At 72.2% G+C, this 17,465-nt stretch carries 14 protein-coding genes and 2 pseudogenes; 3 read left to right on the forward strand and 13 right to left on the reverse strand.

Translation table 11 applies throughout. The features are described from left to right. Nucleotides 1–133: 133 nt before the first annotated feature. The 3 genes and pseudogenes from AB0E88_RS21985 to AB0E88_RS21995 form a co-directional block, all read right to left on the reverse strand. Nucleotides 134–1,198 (reverse strand): hypothetical protein, encoded by a 1,065-nt coding sequence (locus AB0E88_RS21985; protein WP_361632852.1) that lies wholly within the window; start codon nt 1,196–1,198, stop codon nt 134–136. A 67-nt stretch (nt 1,199–1,265) separates the two neighbouring features. Beyond that, nucleotides 1,266–1,994, reverse strand: a complete 729-nt coding sequence (locus AB0E88_RS21990; RefSeq protein WP_361632854.1) for an SDR family NAD(P)-dependent oxidoreductase — start codon at nt 1,992–1,994, stop codon at nt 1,266–1,268. Between the two features lie 38 nt (nt 1,995–2,032). After that, nucleotides 2,033–2,128: pseudogene (locus AB0E88_RS21995) on the reverse strand (transcriptional regulator); the annotation flags it as partial. 181 nt (nt 2,129–2,309) lie between these two features. Here AB0E88_RS21995 and AB0E88_RS22000 point away from each other — a divergent pair. Beyond that, nucleotides 2,310–2,525, forward strand: a pseudogene (locus tag AB0E88_RS22000) (kinase); the annotation flags it as partial. A 37-nt stretch (nt 2,526–2,562) separates the two neighbouring features. On the opposite strand, the gene AB0E88_RS22005 reads toward AB0E88_RS22000, so the two are convergent. Together AB0E88_RS22005 and AB0E88_RS22010 are read right to left on the reverse strand one after the other, a co-directional pair. Next, nucleotides 2,563–3,213: an HAD family hydrolase gene (locus AB0E88_RS22005; protein WP_361632856.1), complete on the reverse strand. Its 651-nt coding sequence runs from the start codon at nt 3,211–3,213 to the stop codon at nt 2,563–2,565. Nucleotides 3,214–3,271: 58 nt separating this feature from the next. Continuing rightward, nucleotides 3,272–3,898: a TetR/AcrR family transcriptional regulator gene (locus AB0E88_RS22010; RefSeq protein ID WP_361632858.1), complete on the reverse strand. Its 627-nt coding sequence runs from the start codon at nt 3,896–3,898 to the stop codon at nt 3,272–3,274. A gap of 131 nt (nt 3,899–4,029) precedes the next feature. On the opposite strand from AB0E88_RS22010, the gene AB0E88_RS22015 reads away from it, so the two are divergent. Beyond that, nucleotides 4,030–4,659, forward strand: a complete 630-nt coding sequence (locus tag AB0E88_RS22015; protein ID WP_361632860.1) for a hypothetical protein — start codon at nt 4,030–4,032, stop codon at nt 4,657–4,659. 14 nt (nt 4,660–4,673) lie between these two features. On the opposite strand, the gene AB0E88_RS22020 is transcribed toward AB0E88_RS22015, so the two are convergent. After that, a complete protein-coding gene (locus AB0E88_RS22020; RefSeq protein ID WP_361632862.1) occupies nt 4,674–5,888 on the reverse strand; it encodes an erythromycin esterase family protein in 1,215 nt (404 codons plus the stop codon). A 58-nt stretch (nt 5,889–5,946) separates the two neighbouring features. Between AB0E88_RS22020 and AB0E88_RS22025 the strand changes: the two genes are divergently transcribed. Beyond that, nucleotides 5,947–6,684: a TioE family transcriptional regulator gene (locus tag AB0E88_RS22025; protein ID WP_361632864.1), complete on the forward strand. Its 738-nt coding sequence runs from the start codon at nt 5,947–5,949 to the stop codon at nt 6,682–6,684. A gap of 33 nt (nt 6,685–6,717) precedes the next feature. On the opposite strand, the gene AB0E88_RS22030 is transcribed toward AB0E88_RS22025, so the two are convergent. The 7 genes from AB0E88_RS22030 to AB0E88_RS22060 all read right to left on the reverse strand — a co-directional run bounded on the left by AB0E88_RS22030 (nt 6,718) and on the right by AB0E88_RS22060 (nt 17,434). Beyond that, the gene (locus AB0E88_RS22030; RefSeq protein WP_361632866.1) at nt 6,718–7,332 is read right to left on the reverse strand and encodes a dihydrofolate reductase family protein; all 615 of its coding nucleotides are present in this window, start codon (nt 7,330–7,332) and stop codon (nt 6,718–6,720) included. A 343-nt stretch (nt 7,333–7,675) separates the two neighbouring features. Further along, complete coding sequence (locus AB0E88_RS22035; RefSeq protein WP_361632868.1) at nt 7,676–8,755, reverse strand: acyl-CoA desaturase; 1,080 nt, start codon at nt 8,753–8,755, stop codon at nt 7,676–7,678. A 146-nt stretch (nt 8,756–8,901) separates the two neighbouring features. Continuing rightward, complete coding sequence (locus AB0E88_RS22040) at nt 8,902–10,206, reverse strand: hypothetical protein (RefSeq protein ID WP_361632870.1); 1,305 nt, start codon at nt 10,204–10,206, stop codon at nt 8,902–8,904. 190 nt (nt 10,207–10,396) lie between these two features. Further along, nucleotides 10,397–13,102, reverse strand: a complete 2,706-nt coding sequence (locus tag AB0E88_RS22045) for an ABC transporter substrate-binding protein (RefSeq protein ID WP_361632871.1) — start codon at nt 13,100–13,102, stop codon at nt 10,397–10,399. Nucleotides 13,103–13,293: 191 nt separating this feature from the next. Continuing rightward, nucleotides 13,294–13,845 (reverse strand): NADPH-dependent FMN reductase, encoded by a 552-nt coding sequence (locus AB0E88_RS22050; protein ID WP_361632873.1) that lies wholly within the window; start codon nt 13,843–13,845, stop codon nt 13,294–13,296. A gap of 124 nt (nt 13,846–13,969) precedes the next feature. Next, on the reverse strand, nt 13,970–15,574 hold the full coding sequence (locus AB0E88_RS22055; protein ID WP_361633058.1) for a M4 family metallopeptidase: 1,605 nt from the start codon (nt 15,572–15,574) through the stop codon (nt 13,970–13,972). 570 nt (nt 15,575–16,144) lie between these two features. Next, nucleotides 16,145–17,434 carry a PAS domain-containing protein gene (locus AB0E88_RS22060; protein WP_361632875.1) on the reverse strand — a complete coding sequence of 430 codons (1,290 nt, stop codon included), beginning with the start codon at nt 17,432–17,434 and terminating at the stop codon, nt 16,145–16,147. Nucleotides 17,435–17,465 lie beyond the last annotated feature (31 nt).

Raw genomic sequence — 17,465 nt, forward strand, 5'->3', positions numbered from 1 at the left:
GTTTTTCCTTTCACCGGCCGCCCACCCCCTGCTTGGTTTTGGGCCCCCCCCCCCTTGTTGGGGCCCCCCCCCCGCCGCTCGGGTGCGGGCCACCTCCTGCTGCGAGGCCCACCGGCGTGTCCGGCAGGTGCCGTCACCCGGCGATGGCCGTGAGCCCGGCGATGCCGAGCGCGTAGAGCACCAGGACCGCGAGACTGTCGACGCCCATCCGCAGGTACTGGCGCCGGGGCCGGAAGATCAGCCCCGCGATGTAGACGGTGGTCAGCACGATGCCGAGGGCGGTCAGGTAGATGTCGGTGCCGTGCGCGCCGGGCAGGACCGGCTTGCCCGAGATGACCGTGGCCATGAGGAACAGCACCGGCAGGAAGGCGTTGCCGCCGAAGATGTCGCTGATGGCCAGCTGGTAGTCGCCGAGCTTCGTGGAGGTCAGCCCGGTACTGATCTCGGGCAGCGAGGTCGCCACGGCGAGCACGGTGGCGCCGAACAGGACGCCGCCGAGCCCCTGGCGGGCGAAGAACTCCTCACCGCTGCGCTCGATCACGACACCGGCGACCAGTGTCGCGACCGCCGCGGCGGTGAAGACCAGAGCCGCACGAGCCGTACCGACGCCCTGGTCGGTGGCGGCCTTCTCCTTCTTGCCCTTGGAATGGCCGCGCGGCTCCGGCTGTGCCCCGGGCGCGTCCCCGCCCTCCCGCCACGGCAGCCCCTTGCCCGCCCGGTCCAGCAGCACCAGGCCTATGACCCACATCGCCGCGATCACCAGCGGCGCGGGGCCGAGCCGGGCGAAGAACAGATCACCCGGCAACTGCGTACCCATGACCACGACGGCCAGGACGGCGACCACCAGCGCGCCCTCCAGGACGAGAACCAGACTCGCGGCCAGGCGGGTGAGCGGCGCGCGCGGCCGGACCCCGGCGGCGTCCAGGACCACCAGCACGACCGTCTGGACCGCGATGCCACCGAGGATGTTGCCCACGGCCACATCGAGCTGACCGGCCATGGCGGCGCTGGCGGTGATGGCGATCTCCGGCAGGTTCGAGGCGATGGCCAGCAGGATCAGACCACCCAGGGCGCTGCCCAGATGCAGCCGCTCGCTCAGTACGTCGGTGGTGTCGGACAACTTGACGCCTGCGTACCAGATCACCGCGGCGCTCACGAGGAACAGCACCAGCAGCACTGGTGAACTCAGAGATCCCATGCCGCCGCAGGTACCCCGCGATCAGCGCGGGCAGGCCCGGCGGAGCACTGTGCTCCGGGCGCCGGCGTCAGTCGAGCGGCGTGCCCGTCTCCTCGGCCAGGGCCCGCAGGAGACGGTCCTGGAAGTCCACGTCGTGGACCGCGCGATGCGGCTGCCGGCGTTCCCGGTGGTACCAGTACCCGCCGCTGGTCAGGGCGTCGGCTTCGTCGCTCACGGCGAGCCACTCCTGGGTCCGGTGGCCGAGCTCGAGATCGTCGGGGGCGCTCGGGCCGCCCATCTTCGTCGGCACCCAGCCCGGATCCACGGCATTGCTCAGCACCCCGGGACGCAGCCGGGCCACCGCGGCCATGAGCGTCGTGACGTACAGCTTGCTGTCGGCGTACGAGCCCGGGCCGCGACCGCGCCAGTCGACGCGGGCGAGAGAGTCGCGCCCGCCGAAGTGCGAGCCGCTGCTGAGGTACACCAGGCGGCGCGGCCCCCGCAGCAGGGCCGTGAGCAGGTACGGCGCGATGATGTTGACCGGCATGACGGCGGGACCGCTCCACACACCGGCGTTGTGGATGACGGCGTCGAAGGGTGTCGTGTCGTTCAGCTCGGCGGCCGTCCGCCGTACCGCGTCGCGCTCGGTGAAGTCGCCCACGACCACAGACGCCCCGCGATCGGCCAGTTCCCGGAGCGTTGCCGCCCGCGCCGGGTTCCGGGCGTGCACCACGACCTCGTGCCCGGCCGACAGAAGGGAGTCCGCGGCGGCACGACCGAGTCCGTCGGCGGAACCGGTCACCAGGACCCGGCTCATGACCGCACCTCCGAGGTGGCCGCCAAGGAGACCGGCGGACGCGGACCCTCCTCCGAGGCGGAGCCCGCCCGCTCCGGGGTGATCTTCGCTCGCCGCGAGGTGAGGAACTCGCGGACCTCGTCATGGTTGTCCACACCTCGACGGTACGACCTGTACGCCGACGGAGGGTGCGCCAGCGGTACCCCCGTCACCGGTGACCCGCTGCCCGCGCGGCGCAGCCCGATACCCGGAGGCGCGGCACCCACCGGCCACGGCACGCTCCGTACCGTGGGTGTGCCGCCGTTCGTTGCGCGCACCTGCCGCGACGGCACCGACCTGGACGTACCGTTCGCCGAGACGCCGGCCCGGCACGCGACCAAGCCCCTGGCGAACGAGCTCGGCGAGGCCGAGTTGCGCGCCTGGTACCGGGAGCGGGATCTGCTGCCCGGCGGCGCGGACACCGTCATCGGCGCCGACAGCGCACTCACCGCCACGGTCGAGCGCATCCTGCGCGACACCGGCCTCGACCGCCTTCCGCCCGTGGACCGCTGACCGTAGGGGCCGGATCAGCGCATCCCCGGCCCCCTCCTCACATCTCGCGCAGCAGCGCGGGCAGTTTGCGCATGTCGTGGAAGACGACCGTGCCGCTGCCTTCGAGGCGCTCGGCCGGGGTGAGGCCACCCGCGTAGCCGAGGGCGCGCATGCCGGCGGCCCGGGCGGCCCGGACACCGGGGCCGCTGTCCTCCACCACCACACACGCGGCCGGATCGGCCCCCATCCGCTCGGCGGCGTACAGGAAGAGGTCCGGGGCGGGCTTGCCGCGCGCGACCTCCGTGGAACTGTGAATGCGTCCCTCGAACCGCTCGTAGAGGCCGGTGCGGCCCAAGGTGTGCCGCATCTTCTCGTGGGAGCCGCTGGAGGCCACGCAGGTCGGCAGCGTGATCTCGTCCAGCGCTTCGACGAGCCCCTCGACCGGCGCCAGTCCGGCGTCCACGGCCTCACGGTGCAACTGCTCGAACCGCTCGTGCCAGACGGCGGCGGTCTCCCGGCCGAGCCGTTCGGCAACCTGTTCGCGGATGGCGGCGTGGGAGCGTCCGATGAACCGGGCCACCACCTCGTCCTCGGTGAGCGGCCAGCCCAACTCCGCGCCCAGGGCCACCTGGACCCGCGCGGCGATGCGCTCGCTGTCGACCAGAACTCCGTCGCAGTCGAATATCACCAGTTCGATCGGCTTGATCATCCGAGCAGCATAGGACGCACGCCGACGTGCCGGCGGCCGCTTTCGCCACCGCGGTTGTTCAGCAGAGCGCCGTGAAGCCGGTGCAGAGCAGGCGGATGCTCCGCGCGAACTTCTCGTCCGGGTCGAGGCGTGGGATCAGCGGGCCCGTCACCAGCGGGAACCGGGCGCACAGGTCGGCGTGGAGCTCTGCGGTGAGATCCGGTGGCGCTGCCGGCTGGTTCTGCTCCTGGAGCACGAATCCCGTGACATGGCTGAGCAGGGTGTCGGCGGCGATGCCGCAGTGGGCGGCGGGCAGGCCGGCGTCGAGCAGGGTGCGCAGCAGGCGTTCCATCAGGGACAGGGCCCCGGGGCTGAGCATGCCGGGGCTCTCGGCGAGGAGTTGGGCGCCGCCGGGGTGCTCCTTGATGCTCAGGCGCAGGGAGGTGGCCTGGGCCGCGACGCGGTCCTCCCAGGAGGCGGTGGGCGGCAGGGCGGCGAGGGCGGCGGTGCCGGCGTCGTACGCCTGGTGGCACACCCGGTCGGCCATCAGGGCGAGGAGCTCCTCCTTGCCACGCACGTGGTAGTACAGGCTGCCGGCATGGGTGCCGAGGCGGACGGCTACCTGGCGCATGGACAGGTTCTGGTAGCCGACCTCGGCGAAGACGGCCATCCCCGCGTCGACGATGCGCTCCTTGGTGAGCTTCATGCGTCCCACCGTACAACGCGTTCCAACACCGTTCGAAAATCGTGCTAGCTTTGCGCCACAAGAGTTTCGAACGGTGTTGGAAACGCCGTGAACGGGGGAAAGGCAAGACAATGGGGGCGATCGTCTTCAACGTGACCACAGCCGCGCTGATGGTCATGATGTTCAACTGCGGGCTGGGCGTCGTCGGCCGCGACACCTTGCGGGAACGGCCGCTGCCGTGGGCGGCGATCGCCCTGACCGCGCTGGCCGTTGCCGGCGTCGTTCTTCAACTGGCCTGGTCCGGCGCCATGGACGCGCTGGACGCGGACCCCTCGAAGCCGGGGTGGTGGCGCGAGTTCACCTCGGTGTTCATGCAGAACGGCGGCTTCTTCGGCGGCTTGTGGAACCTCGTCACCCTGGCCGCCGTCGCCGCACTAGCCCAGTGGTACTGGGGCGGCTCGCTCACGCTGGCCTTCTTCCTCGCCGGCATCCTGCTCCCGGGCCGCATCGACACCGTGCTCGGCTTCGGCGACGGCCCCAGCACCGACCCCCGTAACTTCGCCGGGAGTTCCGGAGCCACCTACTTCCTCGGCGCCACCCTCGCCCTCGCCCTGCTCACCCGCACCCGCCTGCCGAAGAACATCGCCCTGGCGGCGGGCGTCCCGGCACTCGGCCTCGCCATGTGGTTCGCCCAGGACAACGGCCACGGGCTGGTGTCCGTCTACGGGTTCGTCCTCGCGGCGGCGGTGTGGGCCGTCCGCCGCGCCGCCCGCCGCTCCTGACCCGCGCCGGCGCTTCAGCAGCGCGGGCCGACGACCGGTACGTCCTTGACGAACACGAGGGCGTCCATGTCGGGCAGATGGGCCGGGTCGAGCGGTGCGTAGCCGAACCAGGGGGACGTGCGGGGCGGGGGTGCGGCGTCGCGGAGGGTGGTGGCCAGCTGCCGGGCGTCGATGACGGAGAGGTCCCCGGGCCGTGCGTACAGGAGCCCTTCGACGGTGTCCGGTGGTGGCGTGCCGACTCCGTGGTGGCGGATCGTGCCGAGCGCCGTGACCACGACGGCGTACTCCTCGCGGAGCCGGGCGCTCACCAGCGCGCCGGCGCTCCACCACTCCACCGGCCCCTGCCACATCCGCATCGAACTCTTGCGCCGCTGGAGATGGCTGTTGTGGGCGTGGACGAGCACCGGGCCGCGTTCGGCGAGGGCGAGGAGGTTGTGGGCCATCATCCGGTCACGCGCGCTCACCAGCCGGGTCATACGGGCCGGTGAGGTGTCGGCCATCCAGTGGTGGTAGCGCAGCAGGCCGGTCGCGGTTCGCCCGTACAGGAGGGCGCGATCCCACTCGTCCGGTGGCGTCGCCGTCATCAGGTGCGGCGCGTGCTCCTCGAGCAGCGCCACCAGGTCGGCGGCGATCAGCCGGAGCGCACCGGCCTCCGCCGACTGCCCCACGGACCGGGCCGGGTCCGTCATCGCGTCGGGACACGTCCACCGGTCGTCGGCGCCGAGCAGCTTCTCGAGCGCGTCCAGGGTGCAGGGAAGGAGCTGTGCGTCGACGTGGGCCGCGAGATAGCCGTGGAGCGCGGTCAGGGCCTGGCGGGGGCTCGCGGCGCCGGTGATCTCCAGGGGGCCGTCGAACCCGGCGAAGCGAAGGCGGTCGGACGCGGGGCGGCTGTCGTTGTACTCGCGCATCCAGCGCACCAGCTCGCGGTTGGCCGCATGGGCGCCCCAGTCGTGGCTGAACCCGCGTTCCACGGCCTCGTCGAGCGTACCCGCGCCCGAGGTGACGTAGGCGTCCACGGTCAGGCCCATGAGGCAGTCGCTCTCGATCGCGATCGTGCGGTAGCCCTCGTGTTCGACGAGTTGCCGGAAGAGGTCGTTGCGCAGCTCGAGGAGAGCCTCCTCGCCATGGGTGGGCTCGCCCAGAGCGAGCAACCGGGGCTTCGCGGGCAGGAGCCCCATGACGGCGGCCGCGTCGACGGTGTGGGCGAGGTTCCCGATGTCAGTAGCCATGCCCTCAACGCTATCGTTGAACCTTCGGTGGAGACCTGGCCGCGATATCGTCGGGCTCATGGGGCGAAACCTTCAAACCGGGGAGAGACTGAGGCCGGTCGATCTGGCGCGCGGACTCGGTCTGTCCACCCAGGCGATCAGAAACTACGAGGCGGCAGGCATCCTCCCGGCCGCCGCGCGCACCCCTCACGGCTACCGCACCTACACCCCGCTCCACGCGGCGGCCCTGCGCGCCTTCCTCGCCCTCGTGCCGGGCCACGGCCATCACACGGCTGCGTCGATCATGCGGGCGGTGCACGAGGGCGCGGCCGACGAGGCGTTCCGCCTCATCGACGAGAGCCACGCCGAGCTCCTCACCGACCGGCACACCCTCACGGCCGTGGAGAGTGCCCTGCGCGACCTCGCTCCGAGCCCCTCGAAAGCGGGGGAGTCCGCCGTGACGCCCCGGCCGGGCGGCACCTTCATCGGGCCGCTCGCGCGGCAGCTCGGCGTCCGGCCCGCGACGCTGCGCAAATGGGAGCAGGCCGGGCTGGTCCGTCCGCGCCGCGACCCGCTCACCGGCTACCGCGTCTACGACGAGGCCGACGTACGCGACGCCCGCCTCGCCCACCAACTCAGGCGCGGCGGCTACCTGCTGGAGCAGATCGCACCGGTGATCGCGCAGGTGCGGTCGGCCGGCGGACTGCAACCGCTGCAGGCCACCCTGCGCGACTGGCACGATCGCCTGTCCGCCCGCGGGCGGGCGATGCTGGCCGGAGCCGCGGAGCTGGAGGCCTACCTGCGCGAGCGCGGCTGAGGCGTGGCCCGGGCCGCGGGCGGCAGGACGTCGTCAGAGGACGTCGTACAGCAGGTGAGTGGCGGTGGAGGTGGGGGTCACGCCGCGCTGCACCAGCGTGCGCGGTGCCGTGCCGGTGAACAGGGGTGTGCCGGAGCCGAGCAGGACGGGTGCGAGGTGCAGGCTCAGGACGTCGACCAGCCCGGCGTCGAACGCCGAGCCGATCGTGGCGCCGCCGCCCATGATGACCACGTCGAGATCCTTCCCGCCGGCGGACGACGCCGCCTGAGCGCGCTCGCGGGCGACGGCGACGGCGTCGGCCACCCCGGTGGTGACGAACCGCCAGTCGAGGCCGGTGAGCCGCACCGATTCCGGCACGGAGCTCGTCACGACCACGAACGCGGGCTTGCCGACCTCGCCGGCGCCGTAACCGGTCGTGTCGTCCCAGCCGTCGGGCCCGTCGACCAGGTCGAACAGACGGCGGCCGAGGACGACGGCGCCCGAGCGGGCGGTCGCCTCACGCAGCAGCCGGCGGTCGTCGGGGTCGTCGGAGAAGGCCCAGGTGTGCAGGGCCTCGCCGCCGACGCCCAGCCCGTGTTCCGGGCTCGGGTCGGGTCCGGTGACGAAGCCGTCGAGGGAGATCGAGATGTCAGCGATGATGCGGGTCATACCAGGCAGACCCGATGCGCCGCCGAAAGTCATCGCTGCCGATGAAGAGGGGTGCGCCGACGACGGTCGTGGCGGCGGCACGCTGGTGGAGCGGGAACGGATGCTCACACTCTGAAGCGGCAGCCGGCAGCCGGCAGCCGGCAGCCGGTGGCGGCGGGGATCTTCGGGGGCGGAAAATCCGGCGGGAACCCGCGTGCATATATCTGCGGAGCCCGGGCAGCAGCAGATTCAGACGTGCTCGGGGGAGTTGGTCCCCCCCTCCCGCCCCGGGCACCGTGCGGTCCCGCCACCGATTCCCCCCGACGGTGGCGGGACCGCTTCCCTCGCCGGCCGGGGGGCGACGTCAGGCGGCCCTTCGGCGCTGCTGCCGGATCGGCTCACCGACCTGATGCAGATGCGTGAGGGCCTCGCGGTACGACTGGATCAGCCCGGTCTCGTGGTAGGGGACGCCGATCTCCGCGCAGTAGGCACGGACGACGGCCTGCGCATGCCGCAGATGGGGCGTCGGCATGCTCGGGAACAGATGGTGCTCGATCTGGTAGTTGAGCCCGCCGAGCAGAACGTCGGTCAGTCGTCCGCCGCGCACGTTGCGCGAGGTGAGCACCTGGCGGCGCAGGAAGTCGGGCCGTTCGTCGCCGCGGAACGTGGGCATGCCCTTGTGGTTCGGCGCGAAGGTGCACCCGAGGTAGACGCCGAAGAGGCACTGGTGCACGGCGAGGAACGCCACCGCCTTGCCCGGGGAGAGCACGAGGAACAGGGCGGACAGGTAGGCCGCGAGGTGGAGCAGCAGCAGCGCCGCCTCCAGCGTCCGGCTCTTCATGCCGGGCGAGCGCAGCGCCCGCAGGCTCGCCACGTGCAGGTTGAAGCCCTCCAGGGTCAGCAGCGGGAAGAACAGCCCCGCCTGGTGGCCGCCGATGAGACGGGCCAGACCCCGGCTGTCACGGGCCTGTTCCGTGGACCACACCAGGATGTCCGGGGCGACGTCCGGGTCGAGTTCCTCGTGGTTGGGGTTGGCGTGGTGGCGGGTGTGCTTGTTCATCCACCAGCCGTAGCTCATGCCGATCCCGAGATTGCCGAAGAGCCGGCCCCACATCTCGCTCGGCCCGCGACGCCGGAACACCTGACGATGCGCCAGATCATGGGCCACGAGCGCGATCTGACCGAACATCAGCGCCAGGAAGGCGGCCGTCGCCATCTGCCACCAGGTGTCTCCGAGCGCGAGAAAGGCCCCCCATCCCCCCGCGGTCAGCGCGATCACCAGACCGAGCCGCGCCGCGTAGTAGCCGGGGCGGCGTCTCAGCAGTCCCGCCTCGGTGATGCGACGGGACAGCCGGGCGAAGTCGCTGCCGGCTCCGGCATCGGAGGGACGGGGTCGGGCGGCGGGCACGGTGGCCGCGACCGCGGCCTGCGGGGAAATCGTCATGCCACCGAGTCTCCGCACCTGCGACCAGCCGAAACAGCCTGCCAGTCACCCTCTCGGACAGGGGGTTTACCCCAGGGTGGCGTGGGTGCTGCCCCGAGACCCACCGGCCCCGGGGGAATCCCAGGGCCGGTGACGACGGCCGGCGGTCAGACGCCGCGCGTGGACGTGCGGCGGCGCGCGGCGACGACCGCGCCGGCACCGAGGACGACGGTGGCGGCGCTGGTCAGGGCGATCGGCGCCATCGCCGGGGACGAACCCGTCTCGGCGAGGCTGCCCTCCGCGCCGGCCGCCGTGGTCGTCGTCCCCGTGGCCTGTGCGGAGGTGCCGCCCTGCGCGGAGGGAGCGGAACCCTTGCCGGGCTTCGCCGCGCCGGGCCGCTTGTCGTCGTCCCCGCCGGGCGGGACGGGCTTGGCGTCGCCGGACGGGGCGGTCTTGCTCCCCGCCGGCAGGAGCGTGAAGTCGTAGCGCTTCATCGGGCCCAGGACGCAGGGGTTGTACGCGTCGGAGGCGTCACCGGCGAGCAGGGCGAAGGCCTCGGCGTTCCTGGCCGCGGAGTCCACCTTCATGCGCAGCTTCACATCGCTGTGCTCGCCCGGCTTCATGACGTCGAGGTGCGCGATGTGCTCGGGGTCCTCACCGTTGAGGGCCTGCCAGGTGGAGCCGTTGGACCACTCGACCTTCAGCAGGCTCTTCGCGCCGCGGCTCTCCCCGGCCACGTGGAAGAACACCAGGGGATCGACGGCCAGCGTGCGCCGGGTGCCGTTGGTCACGCGCAGGGTGAAGCCGACGGTGCTCCCCGCGGCGACCTCGGCGGGCAGCCCCACCGCCTGCGAGGTCAGCCCGCTCTCCCGGACGCATTCCTTGGCGGCGGCGAGGGCCTTGTCGGCGGCCTCCTTGGCCGCCCGCGCCTTCTCGAGGGCCTGCTGGATGCGGCTGTACTTGCGGGCGGCCGCCACACGGGCGTCGTCCAGTGCGGTGTGGGCCTTCTCAGCTGCCGCGTCGGCCTCCTGCTGGGCGGTGACCGCCTTCGCCAGGTCCCCTTCCGCGGCAGCGAGAACGCGCTGCGCCTCGGCCTTGTCGGAGTCGCTCTGCGCCGCGTCGAGCTGGGCCTTGGCGTCCGCGACGGCCTTCTGGGCGGCGTCCTTCGTGGCGGCCGCCTCCTTGGCGGCCTTGTCCGCGGCGATCGAGGCCGCCTTGAGCGGGTGCGTGTCGGAGTCCAGGGCCTTCAGGGTGGCCTCGACCTCCTTGCGCCCTTCCGTCTCGGCGGCGACGGCCTCGTCGTACGCCTTCTGCGCCGCGGTGGCGGTCTTTACCAGCTCCGCGTACGTCGGCTGGTCCGGCGCCGGCGCCGCGGACGACCCGGAGGCGAAGGCCGGAGCGGCGGTGAGCAGCGCGACGGGCGTGGCCACCGTGACGGTGGCGGCCACGGCGAGGGTACGGCAGAACTTCACTGGGGTCCTTTCACGACCAGGGCGGCGTTCATCGGGGCGACGCGCTTCGGCACCTGGAACGCGTCGATCTTATAGTCCGGTAAAGCAAATGATGATCTCTTTTTCCGGACACGGCACCGGAGACGGCACCGGGCGCGACTGAAGGGCGGGCGCGCCCGTGCGTCACGTCAACTCCCGCGAGTCCAAGCCGCTATGGAGTGCACGGTGGCCCCTCCGCGCGGCTCGACCGGCCCTCGTCATAGGCACCGCAGACCAGGACGGCCTTCGGTTCGTCGCCGAGTTGCCGCAGGATCACCAGTGTCTTGTCGACGGGCGGTGCGTTCCCGCCCTGACCGTAGGAGATCTCACCGGTCGCGCCGTTGAAGTGGATGCCGCCGCTGAGCGCGACCAGCACCGAACGGCGGTCGATGTCCTTGTCCCGCAGCCACGCCTGGGCCACCGCCTGCGACAGGACGTGGAAGGCGTCGTAGGACACCGCGGAGTGGCCGTCCTGCCGCCACGGGTCGGCGCCCCGGGTGCCGGCCCGTACGAACGCGTCGTACGTCGACACGAACAGGCGGGTCCTGTCGCTGGCGTACTCGCTGGTGACCGGAAGCCGGTGCGCCGAGTAGTAGAGACGCAGCCAGTTCTTGTTGGCGAAGGCGCCGGTCTGCGCCACATTGGTCAGCTCGTTCCCGCCGAGCACGGTGACGGGGCGGTCGATACAGGTGCCGCGGGTGTCCATGGCGGTGATGAACGCGGTGAAGTCCTTGGCCCGCGCCGACCAGTACACGACCGACTGCGGCTGTTCGGCGAGCGCCTGGCAGAGCTGCTCGGCGAGCACGTCGGCGCTGGACAGGTTGGGCGCGCCGCCGGGCGGCTGCGGGTCGAAGTCACCGTCCTGGTTGAAGTTGAAGATCCGCGTGGTGCCGGAGAAGGCCTCCACGAACCGGCCGGCCAGACTGCGGCTGTACAGGTCGGCCGAGGACTCGATGACGATGGCCTGCCGGGCGGGGGAGCAGGCGGCGCCGTCGTCGTCCCGGGCGATGATGTTGGCGCCGCGTGCGAAGTCCGCCTCGATACGGGCCTCGCGGCCGTTGTCCGGGGTGAACGGCCAGTAGGTGAGGCTGGCCGCTCCCGCCAGCATCTCGTTGGCGGTGGCGGTGGTGCCGACGGTCGGGATCTGGCCCTCGCCGAGGACCTGGAGGGCGGCCCGCGTCTCGTCGCGGCTCTGGGCGTACGCGAGCACGCCGACGACCTTGGTGTCGTCCTCGGCCCTGCCTTCGGCGCGCACCTCGGCGACCAGTTTCCGCGCCTCCGGCACGGCGTTGCGGAAGCCCTCTCCGGTGGGGCGCACGTCGACGCGCAGCGGCACCAGGTTCTGGTCGGAGGACGCGTCGGAGTTCAGTTTCTGCTGCCACATGGCGATGCCGCGCAGCTCCGGGATCGTGCCGTCGAACCGCGTCTCGTCCTCGGTGCGCGGCCGGCTGGAGACGAACGCGACGACGGTGCGCACCTTGCGGCCCTGGCGGGCGTAGTCCTCGGCCCGCTTGTTCTGCTGGGTGATCGCCCGCAGCGCGGCGTCGTACCAGCCCTCGGGGTCCAGCGGGACGGGGCTGGTGCGGGCCGCCGCGGCCACGGACGCGCTGCCGCCGAGGCAGGTGTGGTCGCCGCCGTCGCGGACGTGGTCGACGGTGAGGCCGCCCGCGGTGACGGCGAGGGCCGCCGTGGCGGCGAGGAGCGAGGCCGTGGTGCGCCAGCTGGTGCGGAAGCGGCGGTGGGGTTCGACCTGGGCGACGGGCAGACCCGGGCCGGTCAGGGAGGGCTCGCGGAAGACGACCATGACGGGGCCGCCGTCCTGCGTTCCGAGCGCGCCGGCGGCCTGTGCGAGGGTGCACTCGCGTGGCTCCAGCTCGGCGAGGAGTTCGGGGGACGGCTTGCCCACCGCGACGACCAGCGGTCCCGGGCGTGGGGCGGTGCCGTGCAGCGCGTGCAGGACACGCAGGAAACGCTCGGCGCGGCGGGCGCCCTCCGTGCCGGGCGGCGGCACTTCGACGAGCAGTACGGGCCGTGCGGTGCGGCGGCGCCGCTTGGGCAGGTACCGGCCGATCCTCGGGGTGGCCAGGTCCTCCAGGAGGGCCCGCAGCAGGATCCTCTCCAGGGCCTGCAACGCCTCCTCGTGGCGGGGTTCGCCGGGCGCGCCGCGCAGCCGCGGTGCCTGCATGGTGGCGACGTGGGCCATCGCCCGGTACAGGTCCGTGCGTCCCCCGGCATCCGGCATTGCGCCGAACCAGCGCCGCATCACCTTCCGTGAGATCCAGCGGGACCAGGCCCAGCGGGGGAGAGCGCTGGTGAAGGACAGCCAGAAGACCCTGACCAGCCAGCCCTTCAGGTCGGCGCCGTCGGGCGCGATGCCGGTCGAGGCGGGCCGCGGCAGATGTCCCAGCAGGCCGCGCCGCTCGGCCTGCTGACGGTCGCAGGCGTGCCGGCGCAGTTCGTCGGCGAGCTCGCCGGCCGGCCGCAGGGGGTTGGACCGGATGTGGGTGACGAGTGACCGCACGACGTCGAAATGCGGGTACCGGTCGGGCGTCATGTGGCGCGGCGTGCCGTCCGCGAGCGCGAGGCCGGCCTCCTCGGAGAGCAGTACGGGCTCGTCGGCGGCATGGACCAACGCGTACGGGACGAGCTTGCCCCGCTCGTCGAGGGGCCTGCGTAACGCCTCGAGGATGCGTGCCGTGCCGTCCTCGTACACGCTGCCCTCGGCGTCGACCCGGAAGACGACCAGCGGCGGGCGGGTGGCCAGCCGGGCGGGATCGGAGGGTGCGACGGCGGTCGGGTACTCGCTGACGAAGGCGTCGGCCCTCGCGTTGTCCGGGTCGGGAAAGAGCTCGTCGGAGTCACTGCGGAATGGCGTCATGCGCACGGCCCCCGTTGCCAGCTGCTGTCGCCGTAGTGGCGGGGGGACAGGTTACGCGTCCAACCGCCCCGGTAACAACGGGTGTTCACAGGAACCCTGCGCAGTAACGGCGGGCCGTCGGATCCGGCTCTCACCCAGTGCTGCCGCCGTCACCCGTCACGACTCGCGCGTCGGCCGGCTCGGTCCGTCCCTCATGTGGCCTCCGTGCCGCTGGTCGCCAGCAGGCGCAGCACGTCGGCGAGCGTCTCGCGGACTCCCGGGTCGCCGATCACGCCGCTCTCGCCGACCGTGCCGCGGTCCACCGGGATCCTGACGCAGGCGGGCTCCACGACATGGGCGCCGGTGTATCCCAGGACCGTCCGCAGTGTCGCCTGCGCGCCCTCTCCGCGACCGGGGGCGGCGGCGTTGACCCAGGCGGCCGGCTTGTCGCAGATCTCCGTACCGCCGACGGTCCAGTCGAGCAGGTTCTTGAACGAACCCGGCAGTGTGCCCGCGTACTCGGGCGTGCACACGAGGATCCCGGCCGCCTCGTCGATCGCGGCGCGCAGTTCGGCCACCGGCGCGGGCAAGGGGTCGGTGTCGTCGTCGGGATTGAAGTGCGGAAGCCGGGCCAGGCCGTCGTACAGGACGGCCCGCACGTTCACGGACGGCGCGACGTCCTGCGCGGTACGCAGCACGGTCTCGTTGGTGGAGCCTTCTCGCAGGCTCCCCGACAGCAGCAGAATCACCGGTGGTGCGGACATCCGCCCAAGCTACCCTCCTCCCGCAGAAGTTGGCCAAGGACAGCCGGCCGGATCAGACCCGGGGCGGCGCCCGGGACGAGCCCCGGACGCCGCCCATCACCTGTGGGGTGTCAGCGCTGTGGTGTCACCTGACGTTCACGGCGGTCCAGGCCGCGGCGACCGCCTTGGCTTCGGCGCTGTCGGCGCCGTAGAGATCACCGGCCGCCGAGAGGGTGCCCTTGCGGGCGTCGGCGTAGGTGGTGGTCGACGTGAAGTACGTGGTCAGGGCCTTGTACCAGATCTGCAGTGCCTTGTCCCGCCCGATGCCGGTGACGGTGGAGCCGTCCTGGGTGGGGGAGTCGTAGTCGACCCCGTTGATCGTCTTCTTCCCGCTTCCCTCGGCCAGCAGGTAGAAGAAGTGGTTGGCGACGCCCGAGGAGTAGTGCACGTCCTTGTCGCCCACGGTGGAGGACCAGTAGTCGGCGGAGCCGCCGTCCTTGCTGGGCTTGTCCATGTAGCGCAGCGGTGTGCCGTCGCCGTTGATGTCGATCTTCTCGCCGATGAGGTAGTCACCGACGTCGGTGGAGTTGTTCGCCGCGAACTCCACGCCGGTGCCGAAGATGTCGGAGGTGGCCTCGTTCAGGCCGCCGGACTCGCCGGAGTACTCGAGGCCTGCGGTGTTGGAGGTGACGCCGTGGCTCATCTCGTGACCGGCGACGTCGAGCGAGGTCAGCGGGTCGTTGTTCCCGGTGCCGTCGCCGTAAGTCATGCAGAAGCAGCTGTCGTCCCAGAACGCGTTCACATACGCGTTGCCGTAGTGGACGCGCGAGTAGGCGCCCACGCCGTCGTTCTTGATGCCGTTGCGGCCGAAGGTCTTCTTGTAGAAGTCCCAGGTCTGCTGTGCGCCGTAGGCGGCGTCCGCGGCGGCGGTGGCGGCGTTCCCCACGGTCCCGTCGCCCCAGGTGTCGTTGTCCTGGGAGAACAGCGTGCCGGTGCCCGAGGAGCCGTGATTCAGGTTGTACGTCTTGTGGCCGCCGCGCGTGGCATCCGTGAGGGTGTAGGACGAGCCGGACTGTGTGCTCGCCAGGTCCACCTTCCCGCTGTACTTGGTGTTGCCGACGCCCGTCTCGACGCCCTGGTACTGGAAGAGCTTCTTCCCGGTGGCGGCGTCGGTGATGACGTGCAGCTGGTTCGGGGTGCCGTCGTCCTGGAGCCCGCCGACGATGGTCTCGTAGGCGAGGACGGGCGTGCCGGATCCGGCCCAGACCACCTTGCGCGGTGCCTGGTCCGCACGGGTCTTGGGGGAGCCGGCGGCCTTCGCCAGTCCCAGCGCCTGCTGTTCGGCCCGGGCGGGGGCGATGCGCGGGGCGAGCGAGGCGAGCTTCAGGGTGCTCTTCGACGCTCTGGTCACGCCCTCGGTACGGCCGGACTTCGCGGTGTGCACGATCAGGTCGCCGCCGAGCACGGGCAGGCCGGCGTAGGTGCGCTCGTAGCGGGTGTGCACGGTGCCGTCGGCGTCCCTGACGACGTCCTTGACGACCAGCTTCTCCTGGGCGCCGAGTCCTATCGCCCTCGCGGTGCCGGCGGCCTCCGCCCGGGCCTGCTGGACGAGCGTGGTGCGGGCCGTCGCGGACAGGGCGACCGGTGCGGCGCCGGCCCGGCCCGGACCGGCGGGCTGCGCCGTCGCGGCGGCGCTGAGCGTGGTGCTCAGCAGCGCTCCGGCGGCGACTGCGGTGGCAACGGCCAGCATGGTGCGCTGGTGACGCTGGGAACGGGAGGTCACGCGGACTCCTCGGGTAGGTGTGGGGGGTGGTCCGGCCGGTATGGGGCCGACCGGTTGGTCGTGGGGGGTGGTCGAAGCCGTGCCGCGGGCATGACGAGGGCGTAGATGTCGTGCGCATGACATACGATGCTCCGGGCATGACGCGATGCTCCGGGCATGACATGAGGCGCTCTTGAAATGACATGAGGCGCTTCGCCGTACCCATGTCGGTGGACGCTGACGGCACAGCCCCTCGCCTGCGCAAGGGACGGGGGCGCCCGCCGAGCGCGGGCGACGCGACTACGGTCTTCTGGCGGAGCCGGGGCTTTCCGCGCGCCGGGCGGGCACACGGGTGGCGGGCAGCCGGAAGGCGGCGCGGCACATGAAGTCTCCAAGAAGTGTGGGGGGTTGGAGAGGTGAACACGACACAACCCCAGTCGTGACGCCGCGCGCCATGCCCGACTCCAAGATCCGACAACTCTCCCACGCCTCCTTCACCGGCGGGACACACAACGGCGGCCTGGACCGTACCTTTCGCCGTGCGGCGGACCTGGGCCGTCAGGCGGGGCTGAGCGGATGTGCCGCCGTGGCGGAGCGAGGCGGCCAGGAGTGCGGGGCGAGAATGCCGAGCACATAGGCGCGGGCCACCAGCGCCGGACGCGTGGCGGCGCCCAGGAGGCGCCTGAGGCGGGCCAGATGGTAGTCGACCGTCTGCCGCGACAGCCGCAGCGTCTCGGCGATGCCGGCGTTGCTGTACCCGGCGGCCAGCAGCGCGAGGATCCGCACCTGGGCGGCGGTCAGCGCGAGGTGCGGCTCGTGGCTCAGGGCCGGCCGGGTGACGACCGCCCACACCCCCAGGTCCCCGCCCCGGGTGCGGCTGACGACGCTCAGGTGGACCCATACGCGCCGCCGGCGCCGGTCCCCGTCGACGAGTACGGCGCTGGACTGCGCGCTTCTGCGCCGGCCGCCGGTGAGGTCGTCCCAGATGGCGTGCAGCGCGGCGCGTTCCGGTGTCTCGGCCAGCAGGGCGTCGGCCGGCGACCCCACCAGGTCGCGCAGCCGCACGCGCAGCAGATCCGCCGCGGCGGCGCTGGCCTCCCCGACCACCCCGTCCCCGGACAGCCGCAGGCAGGGCAGGCCGCTGTGGTCCCGCAGGGCACGCAGGTCCTCCTCGGCCCGGCGCCGCTGGTCCAGCGCGTGGACGTACTCGCTGACGTCCACGTAGATCCCCGCCACGCAGCGCTGCCCGCCCCAGGAAACCGGGAAGCGGTATCCGGCCGCATGGCCGGGAGAACCGTCCGGGCGCCGGTAGACGAGCGTGTGCCGCACGGAGCGGCCGCCGGCGAGCACCTCCTCGTCGAGGGCCAGGAAGCGGGCCGCGTCGTCGGGGTCGTCGAACGCGGTCAGGTGACGGCCGATCAGGCGGTCGCGTGTGGTGCCGTACAGATGGGCGTAGGCATGGTTGGCCCAGACGTAGCGGCCGGCGGGGTCGCGCACGAACACCGCCGCCGGGCTCAGGTCGGCGAACGACGCGTACGCTCCGGAGCCCGCCGCCGCGCCGTCCACCTCGACCGCGACTCCACGGCTGCGGCGGTGCCGCTCGCCGCCCTCCTGCGACCACCAGTTGACGTCGAAGGTGCGGCCTTCGAACCGCGCCTGGTGGGGGCCGTCGTCGCCCCGGGCCGACGGGCCGCCGAGGTCGGCGCGCAGGGCTTGCAGAAAGCGGCGGACGGTGCGCGCGTCGGTGAAGGCGCCGCCCCCGCTCTCGACCAGTCCCGAACCCCCGTCGGCCTCCCACCAGGACACCGGCAGGGTCGCCAGCAGTGTTTTGAGGTCGGCCTCGTCCACGGCTCAACTCCTTCAATCTTCGACCAACGTC

It is taken from the genome of Streptomyces sp. NPDC028635 (assembly GCF_040637635.1).
Classification (GTDB): domain Bacteria; phylum Actinomycetota; class Actinomycetes; order Streptomycetales; family Streptomycetaceae; genus Streptomyces.